Here is a 23,840-nt window from a genome sequence, read left to right as displayed (position 1 = left end):
GGCTTTTATTAGGCTTTCGTTAGGTTTCCATTAGGCTTAAATAACACAACCTTGACCTATCTTTACAACATAACAACTTAGCAAATTATGTCCAAAATTTTACAGCCCCTACTTTACTGCCTATCTTTTCTTTTACTGGGCAACACGTTATTGGCACAATCCGGTTTTTCAAAGAAGGTCCTTGAGCAGAGTCAGCTCGACTTTGTCAATCTTGGATTCGGTATGTTCATCCATTATGGCATGCCAACTTTTATGGAACAAGACTGGTCCGATCCCAACGCCGCACTTGAACTGTTCAAATCTCCGAAGCTCAACGCAGATCAATGGGCTAAAGCTGCCAAATCGGCGAATATGAGCTATGGTTGCCTAACCACCAAGCACCATAGTGGCTTCCCGATCTGGAATACCAAAACAACAGATTATAATGTAATGAACACGCCTTTACATCGTGATGTTGTTAAAGAATTTACGGATGCTTTCCGCAAAAATGGTTTGCGTGTTATGCTTTATTATTCCATTTTGGATATGCATCAGGGCATACGTCCACATACCATTACCAAAGCGCATATCCAATTGATCAAAGATCAGCTGACGGAATTGTTGACCCAATACGGAGAAATCGACGCCTTGGTCATTGATGGATGGGACGCCCCTTGGTCGCGTATTTCGTACGATGATGTTCCTTTCGATGACATCTATTATCTTGTCAAATCACTCCAACCTAAATGTTTGTTGATGGATCTCAATTCGGCAAAATACCCCGGTGATGCGTTGTTTTACACCGATATCAAATCGTACGAACAAGGCGCGGGTCAATTTATCTCCAAGGAGCATAACAAATTGCCGGCAATGGCCTGTCTTCCCTTACAGCAAAATTGGTTCTGGAAAACATCGTTTCCGAACACCCCAGTTAAAAATGTCAATGAATTGGTCGAGAAATTTGTAATTCCGTACAACAACGCGTATTGCAACTTTATGCTCAATGTAGCACCAAATAGTGATGGTCTGATGGATCAAAATGCGCTTGATGCACTGAAGACAATCGGTACATTATACAAAAATAAACCCAGCTACAACTCATTACCAAGTTACCAGGCACCAATAGTCGACCACAATATGGCCAAACAAGTACCTTCATACAGTAGCTGGAGCGAAGATATGAACATTATGGATTTTGCCAACGACGATAACTTTGGTAGTGCCTGGGTCTCCAATCCGGCAGTCAAAGATGAAGTATGGTATGAATTGGATTTTGAACGTAGTAAAGCTTTCAATAGTGTTGTTATTACCGAAGGAAAAGACAATCCTTCACAGTATAACTTATCCTATCTGAAAGATGGAAAATGGCATCCTATCGCGGTTACAGCGGTACAACAGGGCCGCATCAAGATCTTCCGCTTTGATGAAGTACTGGGACAAAAATTACGCTTCAGCATCAAACCTGAAAAAGGTCATGCGGTCGTAAACGAAATCGGCGTTTACCAAGAAAGACGCTAACAAGCCAAAAAACTTTCATCAAACTGAACAATACACCCTTATTAGTAAAAAGAGGCTCCTTGCAATGCAAGGAGCCTTCTTTTATTGGGACTAATAAGTTAAATTCCTATTTACTCCAACCTGGGTTTTGTGTCAGATTTCCGTTCAGCACAATCGCTGCAGACGGAATTGGGTAAAGGTATTGCTTGTTGTTGTCATCCCAAGTACGCTTCACAGCTTTAAACCATTCCAGGTGATTGTCCGAAGTCATTGTCTGGAAATTGGTACTTTTACCCCCTATAGCCACCTTGGCTACTCCTGCAGGAACAGTTATCGAAGGAGCTGATTTACTTCCATCATAGAACACAACATCTGGAGTTCCATTGTGGTCGATATCAATCAGCTTATCTAAAGCAGGGATATAAATTCCCGTCCAAGGCAAATTTGCCATAAGCGGTCCAAGTTTCCATCGCTTCAAATCATTGAAACGGAAACCCTCCAGGGCTAATTCCACCTGTCTTTCACGACGTATTTCTAAAAGCACGGGGCTATTGACTTCCGGGAAGAATGTATTTTTCAAGTAGGTATCCACTTTGGTTGGCAGTGTATTCGTTCCACTTGTTATTCCAGCCCTTGAACGTAATGCTCCAATAGTTTTCGACCAATCCGCATCATTGAAAGTACCTAGTTCCTGTTTCGCTTCAGCATAGTTTAATAATATTTCAGCGTAACGCATTAAAGGAACTGCATTAGTATTGTAACCGCCATTGTCGTAATAGGGATCGTCTAAAGTATACTTGATCGGTTGATACCCCGTATAAGTAAAACTTGCAAAATTTGGGGGAGCAGGCTGTCCATTACGGGAATATCCTGGCGTCCGGATCAACTGCGCCAAGCGCAAGTCGCGATTTTGACACTCCTCATAGAATTCCTCAGTCTGAAAGTTCGGTCTATCCGTATAAGGAGTACCGTCAACATTCAAAAAACTATTGATAAAAGGCCTTACCAAACTTAAACGTGGACCGTAGGTTGCAGATGTCCACCACCAGTTGGCGTCGTTCAAAAGCGCAAGATCTTTACTGAAAGTTACGGCCAACATAACCTCTTTTGTCACTGGAGTATTACTGGTAAACAACTGTCGCTGTGATGTTTTAGGATCTGCGGAGATATTAAGCCCATAAGGACCATTTTCCATTAAAATCTTGCTAGCGTCTACCGCCATCTGGAAAAATACTTCCGGCTGTGTAGCCAAATTGAGCTTTTGGTATTTACGAAATGTTCCTTCGAACAGCGCGATTCGGGTCTTCAAACCCAGTGCTGTCCATTTATTAACCGTACTACCGTCGCCCGCCGTATTTGTGATATTGGCGTAGGCAAAGTCCAGATCTTCCATGATGTGTTTCATGACCACTTCGCGCGAATCCCGTGGTGCTTTAAGAATATCCGTCTCATCAACCGCCAAAGGGTGATCTACCCAAGGTACATCGCCAAAACGAACTACTTTCTCATAATAGAACCAAGCTCTGAAAAAGCGGGCTAAGCCGATATAATTATTTTTGATGGCATCGCTCAATTTGGGACTATTACATTTAGCTATCAATTGGTTGATATTACGCAGGGTAGTCCAGGACCACCCCGAACTGATCTCAGCACTGTAAGCGCCGCCGACCATAAAATCATTGAGGCTATTTACGGCCGAATAGTCAGCCATAGCGTCACCTTTATAAGCGTCACTACCAGAGGTAATATTCCGATAGAATGAGTTGCTGTAATTTTTTAATCCACTTTCGCTCCCGAAGATATCCTCCTCGGTGGCACCTGCCTTCGGCAGCTCGTTTAGTTCACAGGAGGAGAACAAAAGCGCAACAATAGGTATATAAAATAATTTTTTCATGATAATAAAAAACTATAAGCCAATAGATAAATTAAAACTAACACTCTTCATAATCGGATAGTTAAATCCGTCGCCAGAACCCGTTCCGATCTCCGGATCAGATTTGCCCAGATTACCGACATCGAGATCCTTCGTTTTTTTGTAAAGAGGCGACCAGGTCCATAAGTTTTCGCCCGAAAGTCCAGCCCGAAGACTACTAATTTTTAACCTGTTGGTTACAGATTTAGGAAAACTATATCCGATCTGTATATTTTTCATCCGTATATAGGCAACGTTCTGCAGATATCTTGTCTGTGGCGTTGTTTTAATAGATTCATTGTACCCAGCATAGCGAGGAAAATAACCGTTTGGATTGTCTTCCGTCCAATAATTGTTGAGATGCCATTCCGGCAAGTTGTTGTAAGGTCGATTGTATTGTCCCCAAAAAATAGATTCATTGCTCGGGTACCAATTCTGCTTACCCACCCCCTGGAAGAAAGATGAGAAATAAATACCTTGCCAATCCAGATTAAGGTTAAAACTATAGATATATCGTGGATCGGCATTACCGATTACAGTTCTGTCACCATGGCTATAAATCGTATTATTTCCATAATCAATTACACCATCACCATTTAGATCCGCAAAACGTACGTCACCTGGATATATTGTACCATTGTTTGACGATTTGATCAATTTTTGTTTTGCAGCACCATCAATTTCCGCCTGATTCTGAAATAAACCCTGCGTTACATAGCCCCATATTTCACCGATTCGCTGACCTTCATAATAGGATCCGTCTTTGATTAAACCCTCTTTATTTTCGTAACGGTCTATATTGGATCTATAATCAGCCAAAGTACCCCTTACGGACCAATTGAAAGGACTACCGTTCAGATCGAATCTATCCTTATAAGTCAGGCTCACTTCAAAACCTTTTGTGGTCATGTCAGCATAGTTTCCTTTCGGCGACTCCGCACCAAAGATGTCAGGCAAAGCTACACCTAAGGTATACATATTTAAGGTCTTGCGTTGATAGATATCGCCCGTAAAAGTCAGTTTTCCATTTAAAGACGATAGATCAAGACCTAAGTTTGCCGTACGCGCTGTTTCCCAAGTTAAGTTATCCGGGATCACCTTAGGCACCGAGGTATATGCCGGCTTCTGTCCGTTCAATACCCGATCCATAATCTTGATCTCGTAAATATCCAAATAGGAATACGGATCGACATTACCATTACCCAATGAACCATAGGACGCTCTTAACTTCAGATCAGAAAGTGCTCTTTTGTCCACCTGGAAGAATGGCTCTTCAGAAATACGCCAGCCCACGGATGCGGAAGGGAATAATCCCCATCGTTGGTTTGTCGGAAATTTGGACGAACCATCGTAGCGGCCATTGAATTCAAAAAGGTAACGGTCCTTGAAAATATAATTGGCACGCATAAATACCCCGACATTACGGTACTTGTTATATCCCGCTGTCGCTGTGGTATTCTGCCCTACTGCCAGGTTGATATTTTCAACATCATCATTGAGTAGACCTGTTTTGGTAATATAGGTTGAATTATACGTACGCTGCTCATAATTGTATCCGAGCAAACCTTTAAAATAATGATCGCCTATTGTGCGTTCATATTCACTGTAGAGATTTCCAAACAAGTAACGGTAGCGTTGGTCTACTTGATAAATATTGTCGTTCATACTTGTTTCCAACCGCAACATTTTTCCCTCCTGTGTGCTATACGGAACAGGCACACGGACTCTTACCGAATTAAAATCGCGATTTCTAAAAGTCAGATCCCCTTTAATGCGGAACGTATTGTTGAAAAACTTAGTCTCGAAAGAAGTTGTATTGCGGAGATCCTGATTAGCCGTATTCGTACCATTTTTACCATAGATAAAATCCCCTACTGTATAGGCTGCAGAGAAGCTCATAGATCCATCAGGGTTAAAGATCGGCGAAGAAGGGTGTCCCTCATCGGCAATATTGCGCCAGATATTTCCACCTTCACCAGCAGTCGATGGGTCTCTGTATTTGGCATAATTAAAATCGATATTATTGCTTATCCGTAACCAGTCGGTGACCTGAAGTCCTGCTTTTGCACGGGTATTATAGGTCTTATATTTATCACTGTTGTAGCGGTACAGGCCATTGTAGTCGTAAGCACGTCCAGAAATATAGTAATCCATTTTTTCTGAATTGCCACTGATGGACAGGTTGTGATCCTGGACAAACGTATTGTCCTTGATCAACGTACCGTAATAATCTTCATTACCGTAGTATACATAATTACCCTGATCGTCGACAGTGACCTGTTCGGTAATGCCCTGTTCTTTTCTTCTCTTAAATTCTTCCAGCCAATCTGTTGTAAAGATCTGTGTCTTGTTGAGCTTGCTCGGAATCGAAGAATAATTGTTCCAGGCATTATAGGCTGTAAAGAAATGCGAAGCATATTCGTAACCATCTGTCACGAATTTGGGCAACGTTACAGGCTTTTGGAAGGAGCCACTTCCTGAATAGTTGATCGAAGTTTTTCCGGACTTGGCACGTTTCGTTGTAACCAAAACTACCCCAAAGGTACCGCGGGAGCCGTAAATCGCAGATGAAGCCGCATCTTTGAGTGTAGTTACACTTTCAATATCATTGGGATTGATCGCCGAAAGGTCACCCTCGACACCATCGATAAGCACAAGTGCACTTCCACCCTGACCAATGGAAGTTGTCCCACGGATATTGAAACTTGGTGCCCGATTGGGCTTACCATCTGCAGGAGTTACATTCAAGTTGGGAATTACACCTTGGAGCATCTGGCTTGCATTACCCAGTACACGTCCCTCAAAAGCTTCTGATCCCACTTGGTCTACTGCACCGGTAAGATTCACTTTTTTCTGCGTACCATAACCGACCACCACAACTTCCTCCAGTTCGGTATCTTTGGATTCCATGATGATATCGATCTGCCCTCCCGTCACGCTGACGATCTTTTCACTGTAGCCTATCCCTGTCAATTTGAGTCTTTGCCCTATAGTGGCTTCAATCGTGAACTGCCCCGCTACATTCGTTGAGGTTGTTTTTTGGCTGGTTAAATTGGTAATGGTAATTCCTGACAAGGTTGTTCCGTTTTTGTCTTTTACCACCCCTTTCACGGTAGATTGAACTGCAATACTGTGCACCTCTTGATTCAATTTGACATAATCGCGCTCTACATTAGCCCAAGTGGGGTATGAGAGACCCAATGCCATACTGATTAGTAATGTTTTTTGCATTTTTAGTCTGGTTTAGAATTTTGCATCAAAGTTGATGCTTTGACTTGGTTTATAATTTACCGTAATGTTAACAAATATTTAATTAATATCAACAACATCACTACCTAAACAGGTTTAGCATACCATTAAATAATCAAAATTTATCTTTTAGATAACATAAATCATAAAAACAAGCCTTAAGACATCTAAAAGTTAATCTATTCAATTCAAAAACCTAAAATCCCATTTTCAGAATCCAGAAATACGCTAATTGACCGCGAAGGGATTCCTTAATAGCTATTGTTTAGTACATTTTTTCTTCCCCTGTTTTTCTTGAACTAGTTCAATGAACAGCAAAATTAGCCCGCCTAAATTTGGGTATACAACAAATGCTTTGGGTATCTCTAAAGGATAACAGCAACTCCAAAGCGGTGAATAGATCATTGACTTATCAGATTATTTTAATACGAAAAACAAATTGACGATATATCGTCAGTTTTAAAAACCGACAAAAAACCATAGAAAACTAAAAATCAAAACAATAAGAAAAAAGGTAAAAGATTTGAATCTCTACAATTATCAAACAACAATAAAATACATATTTATGAAACCATCACTAGAACTATTGTCGCCAAGCAACCATGCATTGGTATTGATCGACTTCGAAGGTCAAATGGCATTTGCCACAAAAAGCATTACCATGGAAGAACTCCGTAATAATGTCGCCGTAATCTGCGGTGCTTCCAAGATTTTCAATGTGCCGACCATCGTAACCACAGTCGCGGAAGAAAGCTTTTCAGGTCCTGTTTTTCCGGAAATTGAGACATATTATCCACAAGCCAGTACAGATTATATCGACCGAACCAGTATGAATACCTGGGAAGATGAGGCCGCTTATCAAGCCATAACAGGCACAGGTAAGAAAAAACTGGTACTGGCCGGTCTATGGACAGGTGTATGTATTGTTGGGCCAGCCTTATCTGCACTAGCGGAGGGATATGAAGTTTATGTCATTGCCGATGCCTGTGGTGATGTAAGTCAAGAGGCACATGAGCGTGCTATGCAACGCATGATTCATATGGGTGTAAAACCGATCACTGCTGTACAATACCTTCTGGAATTACAACGCGACTGGGCCCGTCAGGAAACCTATGTGGCTGTAACAGATCTCATGAAAAAGCATGGTGGCAGCTATGGCTTAGGGATTCATTACGCCCACAATATGCTAAAACACGGTTAATTCAATTGTAAAAAAATACTCATTCAAAATCGTACCTCGTGCAACAGCAACAGACCATATTCAACTACATCCGTCAAGCGGTGGTCGTATTGTCGATACTCATCCTATTTCCGCATTTTTCCAAGGGTCAAACCTACAAATTAATGCGTTTCGAGGAAGATTACAGCGCCCTCGCAGACAGTACACGTCATGGTTATCAAAAGCTCAAATATAGCCCTTTAACTGCTGACAGAAAATTATGGCTTTCGATGGGTGGCGAGGCACGGTTGGAATATGTCGATTTTAACAATGAGGACTGGGGACGTGTAAAACTTGGGCATAACAACTTTCTACTGCAACGCTATAGCCTTCACGCCGATCTACATTTCGGAACGCGTCTCCGTCTTTTCACTCAACTTCGCTCAGCCCTGCAGCATGGCCGCAAAAATGGTTCACGCCAGATCGATGAAGACCAATTGAATGTACAGAACCTATTTATAGATGGAACGCTGTTCAAACAAAATGATAAATCAGTATTGATTCGCCTTGGCAGGCAGGAGCTTGACTATGGCTCCGGCCGCTTAATTTCCGTAGGTGAAGGCCCAAATGCCAGAAGATATTTCACTGGAGCAAAACTAGCTTACAACAGCAGCAAAGTGAATATTGAAGCGTTTGCCATGATGGCAGATACCATTAGACCGGGCATATTTGACAACAAACCATCCAAACAGGTCAACCTGTGGGGAGCTTACGGTAAATTTATTATTCCTCAACAGGCCAATCTCGACTTATATTACATCGGCATCTATCGCGATCGTTCGGCTTTTGAGGAGGGTATAGCACAAGAAACCCGCCATACTATAGGAACCCGGATCTGGAAATATGGCGGTGGATTTATTTACAACCTTGAAGGGGCTTATCAATTTGGATCTTTTGGCCAAGGTAAGATATCGGCATGGACTGCTTCCGTCGATATCGGCTACCTCTTTGAAAATACGGTACTCAAACCATCCATCAATCTACGTAACGACTATATTTCAGGGGACAAAAAGGCTGGAGATGGCAATCTGCAAACTTTCAACCCCATTTACCCCAAAGGCGGATACTTCGGTTTTAGTCCACAGATCGGTCCCGTCAACTTGATTGACATTCACCCTTATGCCACGCTAGACCTTCTTCCCAAACTCAAGATGCAGGTTGACGTAGTTTTCAACTGGCGGCATACCTTACAAGACGGTTTATACAGGCCAAGCGGATCTTTTAACCTGCCTGGATCTGCTTCGCGTAAACGCTATATCGGCACAGCTTATCTAGCCAACTTTACCTACGCCGCCAGTAAGCAATTGTCGCTGGTAACAGGTATTCAATATTTCAAAACCGGCGCTTTCATTGAAGACATCATTAGCACACCAAAAAATGGAATTTTCTTCAATAGCAGGATCGCCTTTAAATTCTAAAATCATGAAAACAATAAAGAGACTCTTTCAAAAGAAAACATGTCAATGGGCACTGATCGCCTTGTTTGGCACCCTGGCGGTCACTCCGATACAATCCTATGCACAAGCAACGGCGACAGCTCCTATTAAAACCACAGCAATAGGCACAAGTACCATCTGGGGAAATGTCGATGGACTTGCTATTGAAGGTCTCGTTCAAGGCCCTTCGGCTGCTGCAAGTGATCTGCAGGTAGCCTGTGTATTTGAATATACCGAGGGCGATATCTTTATCTCCCCACCGGCATTGCCTGCCGCATTGAATGGTCTAGTACATTTAGATGAAGCTTTACATGGTACGTTAACTGAAATACGTAAAACAGGAAAATTTAAGGGGCATGCACTTGAGACGATTCTCTTAACTCCAAGCCAAAAGGGCACGCTCGCAAGTAAAAAACTGTTGTTGATTGGGCTTGGCAAACGGGAGGACTTCCATGCTGAACTGATGAAGGATGTAGCCCATGTTGCCATGCGCGAAGCGCTTAGATTAGGTGTCAAAGATTTTAGTTTTGCGAGTGATCTCAAAGATGCAGGTGTGGATTCGCCGACTGCTCTGGTCGCAGAGAATGTTGTTCTCGGTTGTATCGATGCCTTCAGAACCCAAAAATGGTTGGGCGAAAAAAATATGGATCAACAACCGGTATTAAACAAGATCACGTTATTAGCTGGACCGGCATTTTTTGAAACTGCTGGCGAAGGCATCAAAAACGCGATTTCTTCCTTAAACAATTAAACAAACCAGATGATGAAAGCAGACCTTATTCTATATAACGGAAAAATAACCCATTTCGGCCACAACCAGGAAGCAGTCACTGCTGTAGCGATCCAAGATGGTAAATTTGTTGCAATCGGTTCGGATAGCGATGTCCTTAAGCTTGCCAACACACAGACAAAATTGATTGACCTAGGCGGTAGACGTGTTGTACCGGGTATCAACGATTCGCATATCCACCTGATCCGTGGTGGACTCAATTATAATCTTGAATTGCGCTGGGATGGTGTTCCATCATTAGCCGATGCACTACGTATGCTCAAAGAGCAAGTTGACCGCACGCCACATCCCCAATGGGTTCGCGTAGTGGGCGGTTGGTCCGAGTTTCAATTTGCCGAACGTCGTATGCCAACTTTGGCTGAAATCAATGCCATAGCACCCGATACACCCGTTTTTATCCTTCATCTCTATGACCGCGCACTGCTAAATGCTGCGGCACTGCGTGCCGTAGGTTACACCAAAGACACACCCGCTCCTCCAGGCGGAACCATTGAACGGGACAGCCATGGTAATCCCACAGGATTGCTGATTGCATCGCCCAATGCCATGATCCTATATTCAACCTTGGCAAAAGGACCTACACTTCCCTACGAAGAGCAGGTTAATTCGACCCGACATTTCATGAAGGAACTCAATCGCTTTGGAATTACCAGCGTTATCGATGCTGGTGGTGGTTTTCAAAACTACCCCGACGACTACAAAGTCATCCGTGATTTACATAGCGAAGACCAGCTTACGGTTCGTATCGCCTACAACCTTTTTACACAAAAGCCCAAGCACGAATACGAAGATTTCCAGCAATGGATAGACAGCGTTCCTCTCCACCAAGGCGACGACATGTACCGCCACAACGGCGCAGGTGAGATGCTTGTTTTTTCTGCAGCAGATTTTGAGGATTTTCTGCAGCCAAGACCTGATCTCAGTGAAAATATGGAAGCCGAACTCGAAAAAGTTGTTCGCTTACTCGTGAGTAACCGATGGCCATTCAGATTACATGCCACATACAACGAAAGTATCAGCCGTTTTTTGGATGTATTTGAGAAAGTCAACCGCGACATTCCGTTTGACGGATTGGCCTGGATTTTCGACCACGCCGAAACAATAGACGAACGTAATATTGAACGAACCAAAGCGCTAGGTGGTGGTATTGCCATCCAAAGCCGCATGGCCTATCAAGGTGAATATTTTGCAGATCGATATGGCGCTACTGCGGCCGAACAAACACCCCCTGTCAAAAAAATGCTGGCCATGGAAGTTCCTGTAGGAGGTGGATCCGATGCAACCCGCGTGAGCAGCTACAATCCCTGGGTGTCCATGTACTGGCTTACCGCAGGAAAAACTGTTGGTGGACTCCAGATATACCAAGATAGCAAGCTTGACCGCATGACAGCGCTACAGCTCTATACCAAAGGGAGTGCTTGGTTTTCACAAGAACAACAAAAAAAAGGAGATATTGCTGTGGGAATGCTAGCTGATTTAACGGTACTTAACAATGACTATTTTACGGTAGAAGATGAAGCTATTAAGGAGATCGAATCCGAACTTACAGTCGTAGCGGGCAAAATTGTCTATGCGGAAGGTGATTTCAGTTCCTTCTCTCCCCCACCGATTCCCATTCTACCCGATTGGTCACCTACAAAAAGCTACGGCGGCTATTATAGTGTTTCAAAAACAGCTCAAAAAAGCAGTACAACTGCATCAACAGCTCAAAGTAGCATTGTAAATTCCATCCATCTGTGTAGCGGCAGCTGTCAGGTACATGCACACGATCACAATCAAGCCCGAATGAGCAATATCGCGATAAACAATTACACCGCATTCTGGGGAGCCCTAGGCTGTTCATGTTTTGCATTTTAAGACACTGGAAAGATGGAAATACTTCAAAAACTTTTTTACACCGATTTGGGCAATACGGCCAATAACATTGCCATACTGATCTTTCGAGTTCTATTTGCCTGGGAATTATTGACCGTGCACGGTCTCAAAAAAATTCAGAAAGGCCCACAAGCTGAACCTGAACATATCCCAAATCCTTTGCAGCTACCCGAAAAACTAAATGCCGCAGTAGCCCAGTTTGCAGACACAATTGTTCCTTTTTTTATTGCACTTGGCTTATTTGGAAGGTTAGCGCTACTACCGACAATAGGAGTCACCGCAGTTGGTTATTTTGTCGTCCATCGTCACGATTCACGCGAAGTGCGCGATATTCCATTTATGTACACACTATGCCTTTTGCTCCTCTTGCTCACCGGCCCAGGAACTTATTCAATCGATCATTACATTTATCAACTGCTCACAAAATAAACATATGAAACCCCATATCGGAATACACGAAAATAATCTAGCTGAATCGGCACATATTCTTTCTAAACTCTTAGCCGATGAATACCTGCTCTATACGAAAACGAGGAATGCACATTGGAACATTGAAGGAGCCGATTTTTACAACAAACATCTCTTTTTTGAAGCGCAGTACAACGAACTCGATGAGCTGATTGACAGTCTTGCTGAGCGCATCCGCAGCCTAGGGCATTATGCACCTGCCAGCCTAAATCAGTTTCTGGCGCTGACACAGTTAACCGAACAGAAAAGGTCAGGCAATGAAAGTACTGCTTATATCAAAGAATTATTAATGGACCACGAAAGCATTATTGTTTCATTGCGCGAAAACATCGACCATTTTGCAATGGCACTAAAGGACATTGGAACAAGCGACTACGCAACAGGACTTCTGGAAACTCACGAAAAAATGGCTTGGATGCTACGTGCGCATTTATCATAAAATCATGGAAAATCAAAACAAAGCACATATAACGACACTTGTTCTCACACTTGTTGGGGGGTATTGTGACACTGTTACCTTTGTCGCAGCTGACAAAATATTTTCGGCCCATGTGACAGGGAACTTTATCGTCTTCGCCTATCAGCTTATCAATGGCGGAGATATCACGGCCTGGATCAAATTAGCAACCTTCCCTGTATTCGTCACCGCAGTGATGGCAGGCGGATGGCTTTCCTCACGCTCCCATAAGAAAAATACCGTCCTCTTTGTCGAAGCCCTATTACTTGTTATTGCAGGTTTGCTGGCAATTGTTCTTCCGGTAGAGGCTTCCAAAACCGTGATGTATAGCTTGGTTATGCTCGTCGTATTCGCTTTGGGCATGCAAAATGCATTCGGAAAACTATTTGCCAAAGCAACTCACGGACCAACAACCATGATGACCGGAAATGTGACCCAAGCGTCGCTAGACCTCTGTGTACTTATCGCCAATAAGTTTAAAAATCCAGACACCAACGTCAGCTTTGGGAAGCAGCTGATCACCTTATCAGGTTTTTTCATCGGATGTTTAGCGGGAGCCTATTTTGGTAAACAACTTGGATTAACTTCTATTATATTTGCAGGTATAGCGATGCTCGTCTGTTATTTCCTCTCGAAAGACAAGGATCAATAATTAGGATAAAGGCATAAAGCAAATAGAGCAAGCTACCGGTAGAAAGATAGCTTGCTCTATCTTATAACGTAAGTCACCTTAATGAGAATCTATCTAATACTTATCTTTTTTATCCTTTCGATCTTTAATACATTCGGTCAGGACAACACGACTATTCATCGTCTGCTAGACAGCATATCGTATGAAAAGGATCCCGGACAGAAAGCTCGTATGCTTTATGAAGCCGCTAAATGTTATCTGGAAAAACCAGGTGAATCAAAAAAAGACCTAGACAGTGCCTTATGGCTTAATGGAACATCCCAAAAACTGCACCTCTCAGTCAACCTTAAAACCGAAGCCGCGCTAAATATGCTTCTGGATGCCCGAATACAAGAGGAAATGGGTAAACCTGACCTTGCAAAAAGCCAGAAAAAGGCTAGTTTACTTTTTGCAAACGCCCATCAGCTTGCTAAAGCCTCGGCCATGATTTACCTGTCTATGGCTAACGACATCAAAGATGTGGACTTTCATCAAAAGACCAGCTTATTCCAGCAAGCGTTAGAACAAGCCAAAAAGACAAGTGACAAATCACTTGAGCCCAAAATCCTGATGGAACAATCCAGCTTCCTTTCCAATTATGGGGATTATAAAGGTGCCATAGCAACTGCTCATCGAGCCGCTGTATTAAAAAAACAGACCGGCGATAAAAATATCAGCCAGGAGCTTGTGTCCGTTGCCGGCAATCTCCGGATGCTCCTGCGCCTCAAAGAAGCTTTAAAATATGCGCTCGAAGCCCGTCGGGTAGTCGAAAACGAAAACACAACGACAACCAAAGATGATTTAGCTGCCGTGTACAATATTGTGGGATTGATCTATTACGATCTCAAATCCAATAAAGAAGCCCTAGAAAATTATCAAAAGGCATTTGAAATCGCCAAAAGTCAAGGTGACAGATATGGCATCCATACGATCACACTCAATTTAGCGACTATTCTATCGCGTCTCAATCGCGTTTCAAATGCACTGAATCTACTTGATAATGTCACCAAAGATTACGCGTCTGACATCTATTCCATACGCTATGCCTATCTGTATACCATGCTGTACACAAGAAATAAAAACACAAAAAAAGCATACCCCTATTATCAGCAACTCTTAACCTATTACAAGACCGGTAATATTACGGGGCAGGAAAGGCATATCATGATGATTGGAATCACGAGCTATCTTTTTGCAGATGGACAGATCAAACAGATGTATCCTTACCTTGAAGAAATCGAGCGATCAATGACCAAAGAAAGCAGTCTGCTCCGTGCCTCCGAATTGCGGAAACTCTATTATCTGGCCGACTCCGCCCGCGGTGATTTTAAATCTGCATTCAAAAACTTTGCGGCTTTCAAAACTATCAGCGATTCCATTAACAGCGTAGAGCGAGCCAAGGAGCTTACCGCCTTACAATTAGATTATGATACCGAAAAAAAAGACCATGATATCGTCCTCCTCAAGCAAAAAGGCCAGCTGCAAAAATCACTACTTGAACGGGAGGCTATTATACGAAACGTGTTCATAGGCAGCTTCGTCGTCCTGTTGATCTTTGCAGGCTTTTTGTATATTCAAAATGCCATAAAGAAAAGAAGTAATGCAAAACTAACGCTCAAACAGGAAGAAATCAATGCCCAGAATGAAAAGCTAAAACAGCTGATCGCTGAAAAAGAATGGCTACTAAAAGAAATTCACCATCGCGTCAAAAACAACATGCAGATTATTATCAGTCTGCTCAATACACAATCGGCTTATCTTGAAAACGAAGACGCCATCAGCGCAATTCAAAATAGTCAAAATCGAATGCATGCGATGTCTCTGATCCATCAAAAACTATATCAAACAGACAACCTTTCTCGCATTGACATGAAATGGTATATCCAGGAACTGACCGAATATCTCAAAGATAGCTTTCAATCCGAAAAATCAGTTAAATTTGAGATTCAGGTAGATCCGATTACACTGGATGTGGCACAGGCGGTCCCAGTTGGGCTTATTCTCAATGAAGCAATCAATAATGCAATCAAACATGCTTTTGCTCAAAGGGAGGGAACTGTTTTTATCAGCTTCAGGCGAATCAGAGCTACACCTTACGATCTCTTACTTAGCATTGCCGACAATGGTATCGGAATACAGAAAGATCTTAGCAGTAGTGATAGTGACTCCTTCGGCATGAATCTCATGCAAGGGCTAACTTCCCAGCTTGACGGGGAATTTAAACTGACATCTGACCAAGGTGTTTTCATTACCATTCAATTTTCACAGAAAGAAGGCGAAATTTAAGACGAATTTTATGCAAAAAGGAAACAAGATCTTAATTGTAGAAGACGAATTTATCGTCGCTAATGATCTCAGGATGATCCTCAAAAAAAACGGTTATGAGGTCGTCGGTATAGCGTCTTCTGTGTCGCAGGCCAAGACAATTATCGCGACAACAAAACCGAATTGGGTCCTACTCGATATCCTATTAAAGGGAAGTGAAACAGGTATCGACCTCGCTATCGAACTGAACAAGCTGGAGCTACCATTCCTATTTATATCGGCCAATACCAACCAAGGTATTTTAGAAGCAGTGAAAGAAACAAGGCCCTATGGTTTTTTGACAAAACCATTTCGCGAAAAGGATCTTTTCATTATGCTCGATATTGCCAATGAAAGGCTCAATTCGGAAAACAAAGCCGAGGAACCGAAAATTAAGTCCATTGAAAACAGAAGCTTAAAAAATCAGCTCATCGGTACAAGCCCAGCCCTTAATGAGGTACTTTCACAGGTCGAATTGGTTGCTCCTACAGACACCTCCGTCTTGCTCCTCGGCGAAAGTGGCACAGGTAAAGAAAAGATTGCGCAGGCATTACATCAGCTATCGTTGCGCAAGCAGCAGCCTTTGGTTGTAGTCAATTGCGCGGCCATACCATTATCCCTTATGGAGTCTGAATTATTTGGTCATGAAAAAGGAGCCTTTACAGGGGCACAAAATAGAAGAATTGGTAAATTTGAACTTGCCGACGGGGGAACCATCTTTTTGGACGAAATTGGTGAACTACCGTTAGAAGCGCAGACCAAATTACTCCGTGTGCTTCAGGAACAAGAAATCGACCGTGTAGGTGGAGAGCTGCCGGTCAAGATCAATGTCCGTATTATCGCGGCGACTAACCGCAACCTGGAACAGGAGGTCGCCTTAGGCAACTTTAGACTGGACCTCTATTATCGGCTCAACATCTTCCCAATTGCTATTCCGCCACTTCGAGAGCGAACTGGAGATATTGAGGTGCTGGCCAATTATTTTCTAGCCTTTTACGCCACGAAACTCAAGAAAAACGTCACAGCCTTTTCTGCTCATGTACTTGCCAATATGCAAGCTTATCCATGGCCGGGAAATATTCGGGAGATGCAGCATCTTATTGAAAGAACGGTTCTGCTTGCAAAAGACCCTATCATCAACGACATGGTATTTACTGAACACCTGGAAAGTAAAATCTCAGATTTTTCATCTCAAAAATTAGCATCCCTTGAAGAAATTGAACGAGAGCATATTTTGCGTGTACTTGAATCATGTAAGGGCAAAATTTCAGGCCCAGGTGGAGCAACAGAAATCTTACAGATCAGTTCATCCAGTCTATATAGCAAAATGAAAAAATTCGGAATTAAATCCGACTTTTATTGATAACAAGATAGCAGATGACCATCATGCAGCATACAGCCGTAGGATCAGATCCACAAGCGATTTATAATCGCATCCAGCAACGCGAAATAGAGCAGCTTGCTCAAATTGCTATTCAGCAGAAAATGGCTCCTATTCATACCCTAGCCGCATTGGATTTGCTCCAAAACGAAATCCAAAGCTTTTTGGGACAAAATTGGCTTTCGCTATTTATTGCGGATAATCAGGAAGTTAATTATAGCCTTCTTTTTCAATCCAAAAATAAGTCAAAAACGGGCAAGGAAGAAACACGTAGCTGTAAAGATAAATTCTTTAAAGAATGTATCCTTTCCGCTGAGCCAACCCTATTCCGAGCCAGCGAAATTTTAAAAGCAGATAAATCCTTTCCGACAAACTTTATCTCTGCCGTACAAGAGGGAAATAAAACAATTGTATCCAAAGCTTTTCGTGTACATGACCACTATTGGGCGATCTTAAGTCTAGGCTACAAAAGGCTGGAACATATCGATCTTCAGCTTGAGTATCGGATAAAAAACTTTATCCCACAGCTTGGTATCAGCATCGGCAATATTCTGATGCACGAACGTTCGGCACATGCAGCCTTAACAAATATGCCTAGCAGCCCAGCGCAGCCTCAGGGTTTCCTGCAGAACGAGGGGCATGGCAAGAAGTCCGAAGACTCTAATCCTCAGATGATTGGCGAAAGCAATCTGATACAGGCCATAAAATCGCAGCTCAAAATGGTAGCACTATCAGAAATGAACCTGCTTATTCAAGGTGAAAGCGGAACCGGCAAAGAAGTAGCAACCCAAATTATACATCATTTTTCACTCAGATCGGCTCGTCCCCTAATAAAAGTCAACTGCGCGGCTATTGCGCCCACGTTGATCGAAAGTGAGCTTTTTGGACATGAAAAAGGTAGTTTCAGCGGTGCTGTAAAGCGTAAAATCGGCAAGTTCGAACAAGCCCACGGCGGAACACTTTTTTTGGACGAGATTGGGGATCTCCCTTTAACACTCCAGGCAAAACTTCTCCGTGTGTTGCAGGAAAAAGAAATTGAGCGCGTGGGAGGAAATAAAAATATTCCTATCGATGTCCGTATAATCTGTGCCACACACAAGGACTTACAAGCTGAAGTGAAGGCCGGCAACTTTCGATCCGATCTATATTACCGGATCAGTGCATTTCCAATTACCCTTCCATCCCTTCGTGAACGACGGGAAGATATCCCTCATTTAATCCAACACTTCCTCTTAAAACATGCCGGAGAAAAACCACCTAAGCAAATGAGTAAAAAGGTATTGCAACGCCTCCATCTACATTCTTGGCCTGGCAATATTCGCGAACTTGAACATGTTATTGCACGTTCGATTCTATTGACTGAAGATTCAACTATAAAAAAAATTGCGCTATTGCCTGACGCTGATTTTGTAGGAGAAAGCAAGGTTCCGGATTTCCGTCTACAAACCCTGGCAAACTTTGAAAAAGAATACATTCTTTGGGTATTGCACAACTGTAAAGCGCGTATTTCTGGCCCAAATGGGGCGGCGACCATACTCGGTATTCCAGCCACAACGCTTCAATCCAAAATGAAAAAGCTGGGCATTGGCAAAAAGTTTTCTTACTCCAAGGAATAAAATGAAAAAAGCCATTCCCGTTTATGGAAATGGCTTATACAACTATTTAAAAACTATTTTTAGATCAACAGAAATCTTATTTCTCGATAAAATCCAAAATATCCTTATTGATGGTCTCCGCTTCTGTAGTAGGCATTCCATGCGGAAAGCCAGGATAGGTAATTAAAGTGCCATTTTGGACCAACTCAGCAGCTCTTCTACCCGTTATATCAATCGGTACGATCTGATCATCTTCACCATGCAATACTAAGACAGGAATCTCGACTTTTTTAAGTTCTTCCGTAAAATCAGTTTCAGAGAAAGCTTTGATACAATCATAGTGAGCCTTAATACCGCCCATCATTCCTTGCCGCCACCAGTTATCCATCACGCCTTGTTGTACATTTGCTCCATCGCGGTTATAACCATAAAAAGCGAGGGTAAAATCCTGAAAATACTGTTGTCTACGTGTTGCAGTATTCAATCTTATTTCGTCAAAGACCTCCATAGGTACGCCATCAGGGTTTGTTGCACTCTTAGCCATTGTGGGGGTAACCGCACTGATCAATACAGCTTTTGACACCCGAGAAGTACCATGATTGGTTATGTAGCGCACGACCTCGCCGCCACCTGTTGAGTGGCCAATATGGATGGCATCTTTTAAGTCCAATGCTTCTACCAATTGTGCAATATCCGACGCATAGGTATCCATCTCATTTCCTGTCGCCGTCTGTGTCGAGCGACCATGACCCCGGCGATCGTGTGCGATCACACGGTACCCTTTTTCGAGGAAGTACATCAGCTGCGCGTCCCAATCGTCGCTGGATAGAGGCCAACCATGATGAAATACGATCGGTTGTCCTGTTCCCCAGTCTTTGTAATAAATTTCTGTTCCGTCTTGAACTTTGAATGTTGCCATGATGATTAGTTTAAGAATTTTATTATTTACATGATATGTTAATTGGATTGCAATTTATAGTCCAACAAACATATATAACTGTATTTAAACGCATTATAAAACAAAAAGTAAATTTATAAATAACGATATATCGTTATTTATACAGTCGGTTCATCCGTTTTTTAAGATAGGTTCTATTTTCCTGCAAAAGGCTTCTCGCCGTGTGCTCAACTGTATTTAAATAGTAATCATATATTCAGTTTTCACCTAATATTTGAACCAGATCTTCCGCGCCACCGTCAAATTTCTGTCCGTTGACAAAAAATGTCGGTGTCCCATTAACGCCACTCAGCATACCACTTTCAAAATCGCCATCTACCCGATCCTGTAACGCCTCGTCCTGCATATCAGATTTGAACTTCGACATATCCAAATCCAGTTGCTCGGCGATATCCAACAGTAATCTCGCACTTAACAAGTTCTGGTTTTCAAAAATGGCATCATGCATCTCCCAAAATTTTCCCTGCAAGGCCGCCGCCTCCGCCGCTAATGCTGCGGGTTGAGCATAAGGATGCATTTCCGAAAGTGGGAAATTGCGGAATACAAACCTGATCTGGCTTCCCAGTTCGGCCATCATTTCTTTTATTATGAGATGGGCTGCACCGCAATGTGGACATTGATAATCCCCATATTCAACAATGGTCAGATCGGCCTGGCCATTTCCCAATATATGGTCAGCATTGCTGACCTTCGGTTTCAATGACATAATTATTTTAATTTAAGATTCTCCAATGCTTCGATAATACCGTCTGCACCTGGATTGACCGCAGTCGGAGATAGATAACTCCAAGCGATAACCCCTTCCTTATCAATTACAAAGAGTGCGCGCTTGCACTCACCTTCTTCTTCATCGTAAACACCATATTTTTTGGCGACATCTCCTTTAGCTTCAAAATCGGCTAGAAGTGGAAAATGTAGTTTTCGGGACTGAGCGAACGCCATATGACACCATTTGCTGTCAACGGAAATACCCATAATTTCGGCATCATATTTCTTAAAATACTTGAGCATTTCATTATATAGTGCCATCTGATCGCTGCATACCGGACTCCAATCTGCGGGGTAAAATGCCAATATCACATTATGCCCCTTGAATTCTGATAAGCTAATTTTCTGATCGGGGGTCGCATACAAGGTAAAATCAGGGGCAACATCATTTTTTTTTAACATAGCAATGTTTTTAAAATGTAATCATTATTTGATAATTCAGTTCAATAGTCAATCTATATGAGCTGTAATAACATAAAGTAAAGTATTGAACAGCAATATTTGTTTTATTTAGTTTCAGGTTTGATAAAGATCTGACTTTCCAGAAGCCCCTCGAGGAATGAATTTCCGATCCAAAATCATGTTAAGGTATCCCCTCATACATCATAAATTTCTTAGATTTAGGATTCCTCGAAAAGGCAGAAATTATCGTTCAACACAGCCAACTTTAGACTATTTATTTAGCCATTTACGAATCAGCTTTGTATATTTTGGCATGACAACATAAACCATCAAAAACACAATCGTACCAGAGATTAAGAGTGTATCCGAAAAGTGATTGAAGGATAAATTTAAAGCGCGCAATAATGGCACGAGTAACATGGGTGTACAAATGGATAATGGATAAATAGCAGACCAAGTGACAAGATATTGTTTCCAGCGAGGAGGGATTTTTGCACTATTCTCTGGGACTTCAAAAAGAAAATCCAAACCCGACTGGATCTGATAGTGATCGTGGCGACGAAATAGTGGCTCAACCTTTTCAATCCAGCGCTTTCGTTCCGTCGATTCTAGCCACATTTTGAGATGGTCGACCGTGTCAAAACGAATAATGATCGTATATACAAAAGTCAATTGAGGAATAGGCCTTACGATCTGAAGATCAATAAAGCCCTTTGCATGTCTAGTTAATGGCATAATCTCTTCAAGCCATTTTTCATAATCATAGATTTTATCATCCAGAATATGATGTGTGATTACAGCGGAAGCGCCTTGAGTTTCCATAATAAATTGATTTTATTCGTTGCGCCATTACTCTTTCCTGTCTTAAAGGTACGGCAGAATGATCTAAAGGCAAGCGAAATTTCGTTGAATAGGCATATTTGATCGTTGAAGAGTTTATCATCCACGATCTGACTACAAGATCCGTTGATCTGCCTACATCCAAAATCGATCGATTGGCCACCTTTGTATCATCAATTTATTTAAAAACAGAAAAACATGAAATCACAAAAGGTATGGTTCATCACTGGCGCTTCCAAGGGGCTAGGTCTCAGTCTCGTTAAAGAATTGCTCGCCCAAGGTTATCTTGTGGTTGCCACATCACGAACAAAACAGGCCCTAGAAGATGAAATGGGTGATCAGGAAAATTTTCTGCCGCTTGAAGTAGACATTACCGATGACAAAGACGTTGCCCGGGCAGTACTATCGGCCATTGATTATTTTGGACGAATTGATGTACTGGTCAACAATGCCGGATATGGCCAAACTGGAACCCTAGAGGAGCTCAGTGACCTGGAAGCACGTCGCAACTTTGAAGTGAATGTCTTTGGATCACTTAATGCCATCCGGCATATCGCCCCCCATATGCGACGCCAACAATCGGGACATATTTTCAATATAGCATCTATCGGCGGACTCGCAGGAAATTACCCAGCTTTTGGTGTTTATTGCTCCACCAAATTTGCTGTCGCAGGCTTTACTGAAGCCCTCGCTGTCGAAATGGAGCCTTTTGGTGTACACACGACCTTGGTGTATCCCGGCTATTTCAGAACTGATTTTTTATCTGAAGGATCCTTACATACCGCAGCCAATCCGATCGCAGCTTATGTAACTGCCCGAGAAAACGAAGCCACCCATCTGCATCAGATCCACGGGAATCAGGCAAACGATCCCCAAAAAGCAGCAACCCTATTAATCGAGCTTAGCACGCTGGAGCAGCCTCCAGTTCATTTTTTAATGGGCGAAGATGCCTATGAACTGGCCAAAAATAAGATCAACATGCTTAGGGCAGAAATCGAAAAATGGAAAAGTTATACCGTGTCAACAGGTTTCGAGCATTCCGTATAACAGCTTAGTTCAGCATAAGGTGCTTCCAAGGATATTTCACAATAATCAAATTAGAAATTCAGTAAATTTACAACATGGAGAATACATTTCGCTTTCAATCCCTTTCGGAATTCCACAGCTTTTGCGGACTACCTAAACCCGAACATCCATTGATCAGCCTGGTTGATTATAGTCAAGTACATTACCCTGTGAATGATCGCAAATTGAATTGGATACAACATTTTTATTCGATCGGTTTAAAGCGAAATGTAAATGCCAGGTTCAATTATGGACAGCAGCACTACGACTTCGACTCGGGCATACTCACCTTTGTCTCACCCTTACAATTTCTAAAAGTGGAGATCAATCAGGAAGTACAGGCGCAACCCAGCGGCTGGATCCTGTTGATCCATCCTGATTTTCTTTGGAACAGCGAACTGGCAAAACATATTCACTCCTACGATTTTTTCCAATATCAGGTCAATGAAGCCCTTTTTCTTTCAGACAAAGAAGAAGCCATCATTGTCGATATTCTGCAGAATATCGAAAAAGAGTACCAGTCTAATATCGATAAATTTAGTCGTGAACTCATTCTCAAACAGATTGAACGCTTGCTGATTTACGCCGAACGATTTTACGAGCGTCAATTTATCACTCGCAAACGATCGACCCAAGAGCTGGTCACCAAGTTTGAGCAAATACTGTCAACACAGTTTCAGCAACACATACTTGTGGAGCATGGCGTACCAACCGTCAGCTTTTTGGCGCAGCAGCTCAATTTATCACCAAACTATCTGGGCAGTTTGCTGCGTATCTACACACAACAAAACACCCAGCAGCATATTCAGCATAAAATGATCGAGTATGCCAAATTAAGATTAAGTACAAGTTCCCTCTCCATCAGTGAAATCGCCTATGAACTGGGGTTCGAACATCCACAGTCGTTCAGTAAGGTCTTCAAAAAGAATACCCAACAAAGCCCCGTGGAATTTAGGCAACTGTTTCAGTAAAAAA

The 23,840-nt window shown here is 42.4% G+C and carries 19 protein-coding genes; 13 read left to right on the top strand and 6 right to left on the bottom strand.

The window, feature by feature from the left end:
• The first annotated feature begins 87 nt into the window (after positions 1-87).
• Positions 88-1,497 carry an alpha-L-fucosidase gene (locus tag BV902_RS08595; RefSeq protein ID WP_083663523.1) on the top strand — a complete coding sequence of 470 codons (1,410 nt, stop codon included), beginning with the start codon at positions 88-90 and terminating at the stop codon, positions 1,495-1,497.
• A gap of 106 nt (positions 1,498-1,603) precedes the next feature.
• Here the strand turns inward: BV902_RS08595 and BV902_RS08590 are convergent, their stop codons facing one another.
• Together BV902_RS08590 and BV902_RS08585 are read right to left on the bottom strand one after the other, a co-directional pair.
• Complete coding sequence (locus tag BV902_RS08590) at positions 1,604-3,370, bottom strand: RagB/SusD family nutrient uptake outer membrane protein (RefSeq protein WP_075991585.1); 1,767 nt, start codon at positions 3,368-3,370, stop codon at positions 1,604-1,606.
• 12 nt (positions 3,371-3,382) lie between these two features.
• Positions 3,383-6,619 (bottom strand): SusC/RagA family TonB-linked outer membrane protein, encoded by a 3,237-nt coding sequence (locus tag BV902_RS08585; protein WP_070567450.1) that lies wholly within the window; start codon positions 6,617-6,619, stop codon positions 3,383-3,385.
• Between the two features lie 583 nt (positions 6,620-7,202).
• On the opposite strand from BV902_RS08585, the gene BV902_RS08580 reads away from it, so the two are divergent.
• The 10 genes from BV902_RS08580 to BV902_RS08535 all read left to right on the top strand — a co-directional run bounded on the left by BV902_RS08580 (position 7,203) and on the right by BV902_RS08535 (position 18,853).
• On the top strand, positions 7,203-7,838 hold the full coding sequence (locus BV902_RS08580) for a hydrolase (RefSeq protein WP_075991584.1): 636 nt from the start codon (positions 7,203-7,205) through the stop codon (positions 7,836-7,838).
• Between the two features lie 38 nt (positions 7,839-7,876).
• Complete coding sequence (locus BV902_RS08575; protein ID WP_237242030.1) at positions 7,877-9,274, top strand: alginate export family protein; 1,398 nt, start codon at positions 7,877-7,879, stop codon at positions 9,272-9,274.
• Positions 9,275-9,278: 4 nt separating this feature from the next.
• A complete protein-coding gene (locus BV902_RS27530; RefSeq protein ID WP_075994678.1) occupies positions 9,279-10,043 on the top strand; it encodes a M17 family peptidase N-terminal domain-containing protein in 765 nt (254 codons plus the stop codon).
• Between the two features lie 9 nt (positions 10,044-10,052).
• Positions 10,053-11,939: an amidohydrolase gene (locus tag BV902_RS08565; protein ID WP_237242028.1), complete on the top strand. Its 1,887-nt coding sequence runs from the start codon at positions 10,053-10,055 to the stop codon at positions 11,937-11,939.
• 12 nt (positions 11,940-11,951) lie between these two features.
• The gene (locus tag BV902_RS08560; RefSeq protein ID WP_075991582.1) at positions 11,952-12,386 is read left to right on the top strand and encodes a DoxX family protein; all 435 of its coding nucleotides are present in this window, start codon (positions 11,952-11,954) and stop codon (positions 12,384-12,386) included.
• Between the two features lie 4 nt (positions 12,387-12,390).
• A complete protein-coding gene (locus BV902_RS08555; RefSeq protein ID WP_070567458.1) occupies positions 12,391-12,864 on the top strand; it encodes a Dps family protein in 474 nt (157 codons plus the stop codon).
• Between the two features lie 4 nt (positions 12,865-12,868).
• On the top strand, positions 12,869-13,534 hold the full coding sequence (locus BV902_RS08550; protein ID WP_070567461.1) for a YoaK family protein: 666 nt from the start codon (positions 12,869-12,871) through the stop codon (positions 13,532-13,534).
• An 81-nt stretch (positions 13,535-13,615) separates the two neighbouring features.
• Positions 13,616-15,838: a tetratricopeptide repeat-containing sensor histidine kinase gene (locus tag BV902_RS08545; RefSeq protein ID WP_075991581.1), complete on the top strand. Its 2,223-nt coding sequence runs from the start codon at positions 13,616-13,618 to the stop codon at positions 15,836-15,838.
• 10 nt (positions 15,839-15,848) lie between these two features.
• Entirely contained in the window at positions 15,849-17,219 is a 1,371-nt protein-coding gene (locus BV902_RS08540; protein WP_075991580.1) for a sigma-54-dependent transcriptional regulator, read from the top strand.
• Positions 17,220-17,233: 14 nt separating this feature from the next.
• Positions 17,234-18,853, top strand: coding sequence for a sigma-54 interaction domain-containing protein (locus BV902_RS08535; RefSeq protein ID WP_075991579.1), 1,620 nt, complete (start codon positions 17,234-17,236; stop codon positions 18,851-18,853).
• A 76-nt stretch (positions 18,854-18,929) separates the two neighbouring features.
• On the opposite strand, the gene BV902_RS08530 is transcribed toward BV902_RS08535, so the two are convergent.
• The 4 genes from BV902_RS08530 to BV902_RS08515 form a co-directional block, all read right to left on the bottom strand.
• The gene (locus BV902_RS08530; RefSeq protein WP_070567467.1) at positions 18,930-19,751 is read right to left on the bottom strand and encodes an alpha/beta fold hydrolase; all 822 of its coding nucleotides are present in this window, start codon (positions 19,749-19,751) and stop codon (positions 18,930-18,932) included.
• Positions 19,752-19,986: 235 nt separating this feature from the next.
• Positions 19,987-20,496 carry a DsbA family protein gene (locus BV902_RS08525; RefSeq protein WP_075991578.1) on the bottom strand — a complete coding sequence of 170 codons (510 nt, stop codon included), beginning with the start codon at positions 20,494-20,496 and terminating at the stop codon, positions 19,987-19,989.
• A 2-nt stretch (positions 20,497-20,498) separates the two neighbouring features.
• Entirely contained in the window at positions 20,499-20,960 is a 462-nt protein-coding gene (locus BV902_RS08520; protein WP_070567472.1) for a redoxin domain-containing protein, read from the bottom strand.
• 270 nt (positions 20,961-21,230) lie between these two features.
• Positions 21,231-21,782, bottom strand: a complete 552-nt coding sequence (locus BV902_RS08515) for an antibiotic biosynthesis monooxygenase (RefSeq protein ID WP_075991577.1) — start codon at positions 21,780-21,782, stop codon at positions 21,231-21,233.
• 216 nt (positions 21,783-21,998) lie between these two features.
• On the opposite strand from BV902_RS08515, the gene BV902_RS08510 reads away from it, so the two are divergent.
• Complete coding sequence (locus BV902_RS08510; protein WP_075991576.1) at positions 21,999-22,847, top strand: SDR family NAD(P)-dependent oxidoreductase; 849 nt, start codon at positions 21,999-22,001, stop codon at positions 22,845-22,847.
• A 74-nt stretch (positions 22,848-22,921) separates the two neighbouring features.
• On the top strand, positions 22,922-23,836 hold the full coding sequence (locus BV902_RS08505) for a helix-turn-helix domain-containing protein (protein ID WP_070567478.1): 915 nt from the start codon (positions 22,922-22,924) through the stop codon (positions 23,834-23,836).
• The last annotated feature ends 4 nt before the right edge of the window (positions 23,837-23,840 follow it).

Source organism: Sphingobacterium sp. B29, assembly GCF_001952815.1.
GTDB classification, from domain to species: Bacteria; Bacteroidota; Bacteroidia; order Sphingobacteriales; family Sphingobacteriaceae; genus Sphingobacterium; species Sphingobacterium siyangense.
Note: the sequence above shows the minus strand (reverse complement) of the source record. Positions and strands in the feature narration are given on the sequence as shown.